General features: G+C 39.2%; 7 protein-coding genes and 1 pseudogene. All 8 read right to left on the minus strand.

From position 1 onward, the window contains the following. A complete protein-coding gene (locus D0T60_RS14565) occupies nucleotides 1–2,472 on the minus strand; it encodes a hypothetical protein (protein WP_163218839.1) in 2,472 nt (823 codons plus the stop codon). Nucleotides 2,473–2,501: 29 nt separating this feature from the next. After that, nucleotides 2,502–5,045, minus strand: a complete 2,544-nt coding sequence (locus D0T60_RS14570) for a fimbria major subunit (protein ID WP_163218841.1) — start codon at nucleotides 5,043–5,045, stop codon at nucleotides 2,502–2,504. A gap of 31 nt (nucleotides 5,046–5,076) precedes the next feature. Next, nucleotides 5,077–6,222 carry a hypothetical protein gene (locus D0T60_RS14575; RefSeq protein ID WP_163218843.1) on the minus strand — a complete coding sequence of 382 codons (1,146 nt, stop codon included), beginning with the start codon at nucleotides 6,220–6,222 and terminating at the stop codon, nucleotides 5,077–5,079. A 36-nt stretch (nucleotides 6,223–6,258) separates the two neighbouring features. Continuing rightward, nucleotides 6,259–7,539, minus strand: coding sequence for a hypothetical protein (locus D0T60_RS14580; protein WP_163218844.1), 1,281 nt, complete (start codon nucleotides 7,537–7,539; stop codon nucleotides 6,259–6,261). 27 nt (nucleotides 7,540–7,566) lie between these two features. Then, the gene (locus D0T60_RS14585; RefSeq protein WP_163218846.1) at nucleotides 7,567–8,919 is read right to left on the minus strand and encodes a hypothetical protein; all 1,353 of its coding nucleotides are present in this window, start codon (nucleotides 8,917–8,919) and stop codon (nucleotides 7,567–7,569) included. A gap of 24 nt (nucleotides 8,920–8,943) precedes the next feature. Then, nucleotides 8,944–9,873, minus strand: coding sequence for a FimB/Mfa2 family fimbrial subunit (locus D0T60_RS14590; protein ID WP_163218848.1), 930 nt, complete (start codon nucleotides 9,871–9,873; stop codon nucleotides 8,944–8,946). 80 nt (nucleotides 9,874–9,953) lie between these two features. After that, nucleotides 9,954–11,675 (minus strand): hypothetical protein, encoded by a 1,722-nt coding sequence (locus D0T60_RS14595; RefSeq protein WP_163218849.1) that lies wholly within the window; start codon nucleotides 11,673–11,675, stop codon nucleotides 9,954–9,956. A 115-nt stretch (nucleotides 11,676–11,790) separates the two neighbouring features. Further along, a pseudogene (locus D0T60_RS14600) lies at nucleotides 11,791–12,586 on the minus strand (hypothetical protein); the annotation flags it as partial.

The following is a 12,586-nucleotide window of genomic DNA, read 5'->3' on the forward strand; positions in this document are numbered from 1 at the left end:
TTACTTAGCTTTTCTTATACAAAAATATGAGAAACGGGTAGTTGTAGTTCCCGGCAGTGGCGGTGCAGGGGATTTAACTCCCATTGGAAGAGACATGTGATCATCCCCATCGTGATAAGACACCTTCGTATTTCCAGGTTTTAATAATAGCCTCAAAATCCTTTTGTTATCTCCGATAGCTTGACCATCAACTATCATCTGATCCTGTAGCCAGAACTCTCCCACACGGTCACCAGTGCCGTTATTGGCAGATTCCCAATGCTCTAAAGTCAAATAAGGACGAGGGCTTTGGAGCGGAAAATTTGTTTCTGCAAAAGTGTGCCAAAAATTAATCATCTGTTCATTAAAATCGTTTGTTCCCGCTACTCCAAAGATTGCGTATGCTTCTGCCAAAGTGGGCAGCTTCCAATCGCCTGTAGCTTGAGTATTATCTGTTGTTGGAAGGTGAGGACATCCTTTTTGGGGATTTGTGTAGTTATAAGGTGCCGGGTCATCTTTTCCCATAGCCTGATACCAGGTAGGGTATGATGTCTCGCGTGGTAGGTCTCCAAGTTTTAGTTCATGCGCACCATATTTATAGTCGTTATTTTCAAATTCCGGTATTACCGGACTTATATAATAGCCATTTATCTTGATTGTTCTAAAAAACTCCATTTCGTGTTCGGCATAGAATGCGGGGTCTAAGAAAGATCGGAATCCTAATTTCGCCTTTATCTCATTCTTTTCCGGTTCTAAATACCAACCATTGGTGGTTCGAATATGAAACAGTGTTTTTTCGCCCGGAACAAATGGTGCTCCATAGTCATCTTCCACCTTCTCATCCACCCTCAATGGAAATCCGACGATTACACCGTAAGGATCTTCCACCAGAGCAACCGCTACGGGAGTTGCAAAGTTCATCACAAGTCCGGTTCCATACGTATGGTTTACCAGCCAATTCTTTTTAATTTTCGAGTTATTCTCGCGTTTAAATAAGCCGGGGTAGTGCTGTACTATTTTCACATCAATATACAAGCGCTCGCCCAACTCTTCGGAATAAATCCGAATGTAGGCAGTTCGGGTATCGTATACTTTTGATGACGTAAATTTCTCTAATCTCACAGTGGGGAATTCTTGTTCTGTGTCATAATCATCAATCTTTATCCAGCCTACAGAGGTGTTGTTACCATTTTCATCTACGAACTTATATTTCCATTTGTCAGCTGTACCTGTTGAGGTGCCAGTAGCATCATCTTCAAAATTCAGACTGCTTACTTTCAAGTAAGTTGTATATTTTTCGCCTCCTGCTTTAGTATTATCTCTTAAATTTTGTGCCTCAGCATCTCGATGAAACTCAATCTGGTTCACTCCCAGCATTCGATGACCATAAGAACGGGTGTACAATATTTCTCCGCTATTGCATGTTATATCTGCATCTGTATTTGTATGCTCAGTTTCTAATGCCTTTCCCTTTGAGTCACGTCCTATTTCTTTAATTCTTCTAACCGTAACTACGTAGTTATGGTTGCGTAAAATTGGCAAAGTATTTTTCTTCTGGTCTTTTATATCTACCCGATAATAAGATGGATTACCATCATAAGTACCTTTAATTATGATGGCAAAGTTTTTGGTCCAGTCAGTTTCTCCTATATAAGCTTTTCGTTCAGGAATAAAAAAAACGGTAGAATAGCTCTCAGGGAGTAGTTTATATGTATTCTCTGCAGTAACATGATAGAACAGTTCATCTTCCACCGATACATCTAACACTTTATTTTTGTTAGCATTCAATTTGGTCTTTTCGGGCATTACTACAGTGTTTTTCGACACATTATACAGATACAGTTGTTCGGGCGTGAATTTATTATCGGCTTCTCCAATACCGGCAAATCTTACTTCTACCCTTGCCATGGAGCGTATTAAATAAATCACAGGTAGCGATTCTTTGGTATTCGGCGAGAAAGAGTCCGTTTCACCATACATAGGTATGCCTTTCCAATTGCTATTTTCTTCCGGGCGAGACCAATTACTTTCTGTATTTATTATAAATTTGTTTCGTACGGTGGCATAAGTATCAGTATCTATAGTTAATCCAGTTATACCCACATTTGCAAGGAAAACCAGAAAGATATCTTCTGTTATAGCAGCATGCTTTTCGTCAGCTGTATTTGCAGCCTTATTAAAAGCATTCATAACGAAAGCTCTACGCCCTTCACTACCGCTGGCATTAGCCGGAGTTCCTATTTTTTGATAGCCCAAGTATGTTTTATTAGCCTTCGAAAAAGCCAATGCATAAATATCTACAATTTTATTTTCGTCGGTAGCATCTACAGCCCTCGTTTGTGGCAGCGAATTTGTAGGCAATATAAATTCCACTACCATCTTACCCTCGGAGGTTTCCTTTTCATCGATCATAAAGGAGCTTTCCGATTCGCACGAAATCAGCCCTCCTATTATAACCCCCATTATAGCAAACTGCAAAAATAGTTTCTTCATATTCTAAATACGCTTACGTTTTTTATCTCTTACTTTTCTATTATTATATTTATTACTCTTTCCTGAACAAACTCTCTGTAATTGTTCCAAGTTATATCCGGCCCAATAATAATAGTAGCGGAGCCAGCCTGAGTTCCTTTTTTTATCACAAACGAAAATTCCTCGCCATCAACAGAGCCTCTACCCGATCCTACTTTTACACTTCTAAGTATATCTCCAGCCGAGCTGATATTATTGATCACCCAAGCACATCCCGTTCGAGCTGTTTTAATCTTTAGTTTGTATTCTTTATCTCCATCTTCCAGATCAGATGCATTGATTTTATATGTGAATATGACCTGTCCAAAATCACCATTGAAAGACTTCTTCAATTTGTTATCAGCCTCATCATACACAGTTATCACATCATTTGTTGGGTTTGGGTTATAGAGAACAACCTGCACTACTTTATACAAGTTTCCAAGCCGTATTTTCACAAAGCTAAGACACCGTTCAACATCACTACGTAAGCCATAGTCTGCACTTGCTACATAGGGGGCTATTCCGGCATTCTTTAAATATTCTTTTTCTGCATCTATTTCAGCCTGAGTTCCACCTGTGTAAAATTTAGGTTTTTCTAAGTCCCTCCTTTCAAATTCATAATGATGGTGCATTATCAAGGTACGGGTTGTTCCATCCGCAACTGCTCTGCTTGAATTCGGTTCGAATACTCCATCTCCATCATCAATTTTTTCATCATTAGTAAGCATTCTATCGGGACCACACTGAAATTGCATCCAACTACTATGCGAATCTAACACCCAATAGCTATTGTCATAACCCAAGGCTGTTACTTTAAACCACCATTTAGAATTATCTGAGTTTCTGAGCTTAAGGTCCGTTGTTAGTCCCAAATACATTATATCAGTAGATACATCCAAGTGGTACATGGTTCCGGTTTCTCCATCTATAGGCATATCACTCCAATCGGTTATAATTAATGAATTATCCCATTTAAAACTCGATTGCTGTATATGTACATACTTAATTATATTGCCTGCCTTAAAGGTGTAAGTTCCTCCTCTTGAGTTATCAGATTTGTTTTCTTTGGTTTTGAATGTTATTACCTCTCTTTTGCCATTGAGGCCATAATAATCGGATGAAGGGAAGTTATAATTTCCGGAAGTAGAAGTGGCAACCGGAGTAGGCGACTGGTGTTCAAATACGCCTCCTCCATTGTAACAGTTTATCAAGAATCCATCTTTCCAAGTGGTTTCTGCCGAGAAAGAGATAAGTTCTTCATTCGAATCGGCAGGATATTCTATAAGTGTTTTATCTACCCAAAGGCGGTATACTGTACCAAGATTGGCATCTACCGACTTATCTTCCCATGGATCGATTGTAGCTCCTATCGGTATATGGCCATAATAAGCTTCTTCGGGGGTTTTTGCTCCTTCATCTGTTACTTTGGTTATGTTTATGGTGTAGCAGTGGTTGCGCAAAATGGGGCCTCGGGCTAAAGGTGTAGCTAAATTCCCTACATCATCATACTTTGGTATATCTATTCGGTAATAAGTTAAGCCTTCACTACTTTCAATTCCCACAACAATAGCTTGGGTAAGGTTACGCTCGGTTACATCGCTCTCGAATGCGTATATGCTGTGGGTAAGTTCGTTACCTGATACTGCGTAAGAAATATCTTGCTCAAAAATTTTCTCATCAATTTCCCAAGCGGTTTTTACTCTGCTTTTATTATCGATATTATTGTCCGAAATCCAAGAAGTAGCGTCATCCTTATGCCCTATATAGCCACTTGTGCGACGATGAAGCAGGTAAACTCTTCTTAGGTTACGATCTGTAACTTGGGTTTTATCAAGTTTCACATCAATACGTGCCAACATTCGTAATATGTAAATGGTATTGCCACCATTTAGACCTGTTGTTTTTGTAGCTAATGTAATTTCTTCGGGAGTAGTAGGTACCGAATACATCGGGATTCTCACATTTTCCGGCTTTACTTCGTAATTTCCATTCGCATCATCAGAAACAAACCAGAACGATTCGTTTGAGAGTTTCAGGCATTCTAATATTGAATTACTCCCCGGATTAGTTTCACCCTTAACATACTCTTTACCGGAAAGAGCTTTCTGCAGTTCGTTTATATCTATATAATTGCTAATATTGCCAAGGAATATAAAGCGTTGCTTTACACCTTTCAATTCTTGAATTGGAGCTGTATAGGTGTATGCACCACTTGCATCAGGAGTATTGCTCTTCAATGTTGCACGCACCATATAGCTATACACCCATTTACCACCATCTGTTGAACCAGTATTTGTAGAATGTGGGGTTAGTGCAATAACATCAATAACATCGTTTAGCTTCTTATCTTTATCGTTAGTAGGATCAGACGCTCTTGTATTATCTTCCTGATTGGGATTTCCCGGTTCTTCTTGAATACGCAACAAAAATTGAATATCGTGTTTTACAGGTAGCTCCTCCTTATTAGGGCTATCGTCATCTTTGCATCCCACCAAAAACAGGAGTAGAAATGCTATTAAAGTGGCAGTATATATATTGTGTTGATAATTCATATTCTTTCAATTTTATATAATAGCGTATGCATCAAAGTTCTACGCCGAAATAACGATCAGTCCAATCAATTACTTTTATCTTTGCATCTATAGGGTATACATTTGTTACCCCCTCGATAGTATATTTATAGTGATGATTACGAAGAATTGAACCGGGCTTTGCTTTATTGGCAGAAACCGAACCGCCTTTTCTGTCGAGCGAAGGAATGGATAACATATAAGATCTGGAAGTTTTATCGTCGTTGTCTACATACCCTTCCAACACGATATGGCAGTTATCCGTAGAGTTTACATTGTCCAAACCGGATTCCTTTACTCCTGTTTCAAATACATAGAATTCAATAACCTGCTGATTACTGCTATAAGTAGGTATTCCGGAAATGGTGCTTATGTCGGCTCCTACTACACCGGCTCCATAAAGAGTCGGATTAAACACCCAATTATTACCGGCATCCCAACAGTCTGGGTTGTATCCAATATATCCGGCAGTTTTACCATATTTTAAAGAAACATTATTTATCTGGAATTTTAGCTTACCGGTAGCGGGGGTTTCTTTATTTATGATTTCTATTTTGGCTAACATCCGAATTAAGTAATAAGTGGTAGCTTTGCTTTTGTCTGTTGTAACGTCATTAAAATCTCTTATATATCTGACATCGGTAATGGTAGTAGTAGTAGTAGCAGATATCTGTAGCTCATTCGTAATAGCATACATAGGAATGAAATGCTTACCATTGTCTGAAGGTTTGTTTACACACCAAATGCTGGAGGCTCCGGTTACGAGCAAATCCCCCCTCACCCCACTTTGATTTTTACCAACCATAGATGCTTTTTTTGCCTCCATTACCTCTTTGGCGTTAGCCACAAACATAATTTGAATATTTGTTCCGGTAGGGTATCCTGTGAGACAAGACAATCCGGTAGTAGGCGAATAGCCCAGAGAACTAACACCTGTACACTTATCATTCTTAAAATAAATAGCATACAAATTATTTATCCCATCCTCATCAGTTACCGAGCGAGTAGCAGAAGAATGAAGTGCCAAATAAAGTCCGGCTTCCTGTTCCTGTTCAATAACCTGTTCGACAACATTGGTGTCGTCGTCACTTTCCTGCTGACAGGAGGTTAATCCTGCCAAAAGAAATAAGAATATTGATATAATATGGTAATGCTTCATATCTGAGAAAAGGGATTAATAAATAAATACAAGGAATTATCGTATAGGAGTCGGATTGTAATTTGACAGGTCTACAGTAGTCCAGTTTTTTACACTTAAAGCAGCAAAAGTTCCAAAGTCGTTTACTCCATTTACGGTATAATCGTAAAAATGATTACGTAAAACATGCCCTCCATCTGTAGTACTGATATCAATGGTAATTCCACTTGCCCCAGAGGTATGTGTTAACTTAGGGAAAGGAATCATATAGTTTACATTTGTTGCTGTACTTTCCGCGTCACCCGGTTCCCAACGTTTACCTTCCAAACGGATATGGCAGTTTGATGTAATATCAGTAATATTACCGGTAGAGCTTGATGTTGCTTCCAATATATAGCATTCCAAAGTCTGTGTTTTTCCATCTGCTGATAAAGTTGGTGTCAATTTATTATTGTTATCTTTTACACTTTTCTCTGCACCAGAAGGGATCGCACTAACCGCCGTCACCACATGTCCACTCTTTTCGCCGCTTTTATTATCAATAGTATAAGTATGTGTGGCAGATCCCGAAATTGCTCCTTGATAACAGAGAAAGCCCTCATCATTCCCATTTATAATCCAGGCATTTGTTATTTTAAAATTCTTTTTAGTGGAAGTATTTGTTGTTATCACCGTATTTACGATTTTAACCTTAGCTGCCATACGTACTAATGAGTATACTTTATCATTGGTAGCTCCGCTACTTGATCCTCCTACATAATGATTACCTGTAGGTGCTGTTTTACCTGTAGGCAAACTAACTTCCTCTGTTTCTACAGCCATTGGAATGACTTCATCCCCCTTTTTGTTTTTTGTCCATAGCGAAATTTTGGCTGTAGTGCTTGTTACGGCAGTTAAATACTGATATGCATTAGCTAATGTGGTGGTTCCTGTAACTATTTTACCTGCAACACCAGCTACTGCTGCAACTTCACTTTCCGCATTTGCTATAAAAACAAGTTTCATTGCCTCTGTTGTATTATTAGCAGCATCCACAAACGGAGGCGTTAATCGATAGGTATAATTACCATTAGCATCTGCAGTAGGTGTTGTATCAAAACTATTTAATCCTCTATATATATAATCCGAACCACTCTTTATAAAATAGAGCACACGCAAGGTTCCTAATCCTTCATTCATTGCCCGAGTGAAAGCAGATCCACCCGATTCTTTAGGATAAGCCAATGAAACAAGGATTCCATTTTCTTCTTCCGGCATTTCCGTATCCTCTTTTTCGCAGGAAATACAAATCATGAATAGGGAAATAACATATAAAATATTCAGCAACTTGATTTTCATAACAATTGTATTTTTATATTTTTATTATCAACGTTTCTCAATAGGACCCGGCATACCGGCTCCACCTACATAAGTCCAGTCTTTTACAGAAACTACAGCATCTATCCCATACGGGCTTGCTTCTTTTATCGGTTCCTTATCTACATCATCTTTTGTAAACTCTATGCATTTAATCTGGTATACATATCCGGGTGCCATACGATGGATGCGTTCTCCTGTATCTGCATTTTTATAGTTTTTGATGGTAATCCAGTGCCGACCTTCATCGTCGGCATCAGCTTCTACTGCATCTGGATCATCCAGCAATATTTTAAAAATAAGCATAGGCATGGCAGAATAGGTACGCTTATAAATCGGGCTTGGAGTATCTATTCCTACATAAGGTTCTATAACGTTACCTATATATTCATGATCTTGCTTAGGATCAGCATCATCATAATCAGGATTCGGTACCCAAGCAGGAGCTACATAGAACGACCACCAATGATCTACTTTGGGAGTAATTTCGGTAGTGGTAATGGTAGGCATAGGCGAAGGCTTAGCTGTACCAGCTCCTTGTTTATTTACATTAAAGTAGAATTCCTTAGGATAAGCAGTAGGTCCTGTTGTGAATGCAGAATTATACCAATCGAATGCAATCAAATCATTCGTATAAGTAGGATAAGCCATATAGTTTAGTCCCATCTTCTTGAAATTATTATCCACAAAGATCTCTTCCAGAAGGAATTTAATATTATCGGTAGATTTCAGTCCTCCTATCTCAATACGTGAGATGGCAGGTTTTACAACAACAATAAGATGAGCATTCCCCATAGGGATTTCTCGGGTAAGCACTCCACCAAATACATTTACTTGTTGGGGGTCGAGTTGGTCTCCACCGGTACCTTGTCCGGTTATGTCGTATTGAAGATCCTCAAAACGTTTGCCTACTAATGTTGCTTTCCAGTCGGTGCCGGCAGGTAAAAGAGTAGCAGGAGAAAGAGGAGTGGAAGGATTATTCAAATATAATTTATTGTCATCCACATTACCGATAACTTTAATCTTCTCTATTTCATTACGGTTAAACTTTAACCGGATACCATTATTAGGGGCAGGGTATCTTACCGCATCGGCATCTACAGAAACAACGTCTTGTATAACGCTATCTCTATCCAGCATCAGGAATAATACAGTACCATTCAGGTGAGGAACAATGCTGATGGCGGTTTCATCCTCTGCTCCGCGAGAAGATCCGGTTTTGTCGGGTCTTATCTGTACGGATAGTTCCATCAGTTCCTCCTCTATTGGTTCCACAGGCTGCTTCATTTCATCACCCTGGCAGGCAACCATCAACATAAGCACCAAAGCACTTATTAATATATATAGATATTTATTTCGCATCTTGTGTCTATATTAAAATCATTATTAATCTATGGGTGTTTCTGTTCCCTGGCCTATCCAGCCAAGTAATTTCACTTCCACTCCGAGTCCATTAAAGTAGACTCCTATTTTAATGATGTATTCTTTATCTTCTTCAATCAAATCAAGACGACCATGCAATAGTTGCTTCACATCGATTGTATATGGTATTTCGGGATGTGTGCGAACCTGGGGTTCGTCGATCACAATCTCTATAGGATTCTCATTTGTAAAGCGCAATACTTTCGTAGTGCAGGAAGCCATTACCATGTCGGTATCTACTTCCATTGTGGGATAATAGCTTACATAATCTCCCAAAGTTTCCATCTCATAATCATAGTAAGGTCTCAGGTTATTAAATGTCACAAAAGGATAGTTGTCAGTCGGTTTTTGGGGCAATGTACTTTCTAAACCGTGTACATAAACCTCGAATGTAATATGTGCAGGGCGGTAATGAACAGTATCGTTATAAACCCCATACATTTCGGGGATTTCAAAAGTATGTCTCCCATAAAAAAGGGAGTCGTTGGTTTGAATTTGCTCATGCAGAGCCAAGGGGTCCTCCCAAGCTATGAATTTAGGGTGTTTCACCCAATGATCTTCAGCAGGCAGATCAAAATCAAGACCACCAATGGTGGTTTTATCAAAAGCATTTCCCCAGCACACTGCCATATAGTTGCCGGGCATCAAGCGGGTACGAATACCCTGATAATCTATCAGATATTTCTTGCTCAAGTTGCGAACACGAACAAATTGTCCGTTATCCTTATTGATAATACCCACATTCACACGGTGAATGCGTTCAGGAAACTTAGGATATTCAAAGTAGAGGTTAACGTACATACCACAATCGTCTAAGTTATCACCTATCGAATCGCAGGATATACACAAACCACTCAACAGAGTGAACAAGGATAATATCTTTAGTAGTTTCATGAGTTTATCTTTTTTTGTTTTGGGGGAACAGAGCCCGGGAAAAGGCTTCCCGGAACTCTGTTTAGTTTAAAGGCAATTGATTACTCAACAATAGTGTCTTGACCAACCCAACCTTCAACAATTACTTCTACTGAAATATCTGTTTCTTCTTTTGGCCACATTGGATCAGGAGTCAATTTATCAGCATCAATATTGATTGCTTTGATTACATATACTGTACCTGGTTTTGGGTATTGAAGTGGTAAACCATTAGCAGCATCCAAGAACTTAGTAATAGTATACCAACCTCTTTTCAAACCATGTGAATTAGCAGTAGCTAAATCAATATCAATACAGATAGTTGGAAAAGTACCATATTGGATTCCGGTACCACGAGTAGCCCAATCTGGAACTTCCATATCAAGTCCTGGAACTCCCGGATAAGCAGCTACAGCATAAGCTGTACCAAGTGCTTTAAACACATCACCTTTTTCTACTGCTGCTTCTTCATCTGTGTAAGCCCAATCACCACATTTCAAACCAACACGATTGTATACACCTTCATCTAAATAAGGATTAGTAATTGGATGTGAATTGGGATCATCTTGTTTACGAGCTGAAGCAATATAGAATGACCAATAGTAGTTTCTATCAGAAGGTCTATAGCCAATAACACCATTTACTGTGCTTTTTACAGCTTTGCTCAAATCTGTTTCATACCATTTAGCCCAACGTTCTTGGTTCTTTCTTGCTGTAGGAATAGCTGCGTTCTTTATTATATCATAATTCAAATCTCCTTTCTTTGTGTAATTATGAGATTCTGCATAAGTACCAGAACGAGTTATTGCATCACCTTCAGCATCTACTTTATATTCATACCAAGCATTGCTACCACCAAAGTTATTAGGATCTTTAGGAGAATAAGCTGTATAATCCCATTTCCACAAAGAGTAGTTCCATGCTGGGTTATTCCAACCATAGTTCAATACCATTTCCGGTTCCTGAACTGGATTAGGATATTGCTGACCATCCACACTGATTTCTCTCATTGTATTGCTGATATAGATTCCTTTAATAGCAAAATCTACGCTTGATTTAATCTCAGCAATCTCATAACGAGAAATAGCAGGAGTAACTACTACTCTTACCGGAGTAGTTCCTTGAGTTGCTGTAATAGGAGCATAACCTGTAATATTTACAGCTTTTGCATCTTTCAGGTTATAGTTATCCAATGAGATACGAACTTCTTTCATGAAAGTTTCTACATCTACATAGGTATAAGTTCCTGAACCAGCAGGTGTTTCTTTAGGATTGTAGTCCAAAAGTTTTTTCCTTTTAGCTGCATTTTTCATTGCTAATACTCCAAAGTCATCCTTAATTGTAGAACTAGAAGACTCATACCCAGTAATAACATTTGCATCATATTTAGCAGGATTTGTATTACCAATAACATACAAACCTGTTACACCCAAAGGAAGTGCTTTAAATTTTTGTCCAGCACCTGTTAAAGAAGCAACATCTCCTTCAATTACTGCAAGTACTTGCTCAGGAAGTGTAGATACTGTTTTACCTACAAATACCAAAGTCATGTCAAAAACGTGAGGGGCAATACCTACGTTAGTTGTAGATTCTCCACGAGTACCTTTTGATGCAGTAGGAACTGTTATCTGAATAGTCAGATCATCTTCGCGAAGTTCCAAGCCATCGCCAGAACCAGTACCGTCTGTACCTTCAACGACTGCATCTTTGTCGCTACATGCTGTAAACCCTGCCATCATAGCAGCCATTACAAGCATACTTACATACTTAAATTTAAATTTCATTGTTTAAAATAATTAGTTAATAAATAAATGGTTTCAAACNGTTTCAAACCTTTTTCAATTCTCACTTTTTTGTTATATATCAATAGATATGTTTGTGCGTTGTATAAACCAATTCCTAATTCGCAGCAGCCAACTTCTCTAACTCCTGTTTCAGCCCTCGTTTCTCTACCAGGTTAGCGATCTCCGAATCACGATTGATTCTGAATAGTTTATCACCATCCGCCTTCACTGCATCACGAAGCATCTGAACGGCACCACCCTCATCTTTCATCCTACAGCAGATGATGGCAGCCAGGTAGTAAACATTACCGTTGGCAGGTAAAGAAGTCAGGATCTTCCAGGCCTTCTGATTATCTCCCAGACATGTTAGTGTAAGGGCCGTGTTATAGTCCTTATATGGACTAAGGATATTTAAGGCACGGCTGTATTCCCGGTTGCGAAGCAACTGAAGACCCAAAGTGTAGTCCTTACGCTGCTCTTCGGTAAAGTCGGCATTGATCAATAATTTACCATCGGCTAACTCGTCCAAAGAAGAGATCAGGAACGTTAGTGTATCTAATGGGGCGATAGGAAAACCACTACGGTCGGTAGCTGTAACCTGTCCTTTCAGGGTAACAGCCAGGTTGCGTAGGTTTTTTGTTACCGGATACTCCTGGGTATAACGGTAAGTAAAGTTATTTCCCTCGGGAAGTACTATATCATAACGTGTGTTCTCTTTGTAAGGAGAAGGAACCAGCAGCTTGAACATTTCTTTCTTGCGGGCGGCACGCTCCTCATTCAAAGCAATCTCTCTACCCAAAAGGTTCTCGGCTGCCAAACGGATAGAATCCTGTTCGTGAGGCAATAAAGCCTGAACTTCTTCGGGACGAAGGCTTTGCAGATAAGCGCTGCGGAATTTGGCAGGCACGGAG

This window comes from Bacteroides sp. 224, from assembly GCF_010500995.1.
Taxonomy (GTDB): Bacteria; Bacteroidota; Bacteroidia; order Bacteroidales; family Bacteroidaceae; genus Bacteroides.